A 660-nucleotide genomic window follows, 5' to 3' on the forward strand; every position below is an offset into this window, starting at 1 on the left:
CGGCTTCTCCGGGTCTTCCCAGTCGGGGCAGGGACCACGCAGCGTCGCCAGCTCGGCCGAGGTCTGCGCCGCCGTCGCCGCGATAAGGCCCGCGAGCGTCTGCGCCTGATCCATGCGGTCGTCGCTGGCCGCCAGCGCGTCCAGCAGACCGTCCAGTCCCAGCGCGATGGGACCGGGCCGCGCGGACTGAAGGTCTAGCGCCACGGTCAGCAGGCGCGTCAGATCCGCCAGATTGGTCGCCATGTCTCCGTCGAGCCCCAAGACGGCGCTCAGATCGATCAAAGCCCGCGCGGTCTGCGCCGTCGCGGTCTCCGCATCGCGCGGGTCGAAGGCGACGATCAGATCGCCGTCCAGCGCCACCTCAGCCGCCAAGAGGGCTTCGGGCGCACCCGCCGCGATCTGGGTTCGGTCCGCCAGGGCGACCAGAGGCGCGCCTTCGACTATCGGCTCCAAGGCCATCGTGGGACGTTCGCCGTCGATGGCTCTCAGGATATTGGCGTCGCTGGCGCCGCATCGCCGCGCGAGGGCCGCCGCACGGCCCAGGGCCGGATTGCGCGAAGGGTCGCCGCAGTCGCTACGCGGGCCTTCGCAGCGATCCACCGCATCGGCCACGCCCGCCAGCGCCTCGGCCAAGGCGTCGGCCGCCTGGGCCCCCAGACG

Annotated in this window: 1 pseudogene; it reads right to left on the reverse strand. The window is 72.6% G+C overall.

Annotated elements, in window-relative coordinates:
• A pseudogene (locus tag JWG43_RS20610) lies at window positions 1–633 on the reverse strand (TSCPD domain-containing protein); the annotation flags it as partial.
• Window positions 634–660 lie beyond the last annotated feature (27 nt).

The organism is Desulfobulbus alkaliphilus, assembly GCF_016918545.1.
GTDB classification, from domain to species: domain Bacteria; phylum Desulfobacterota; class Desulfobulbia; order Desulfobulbales; family Desulfobulbaceae; genus Desulfobulbus; species Desulfobulbus alkaliphilus.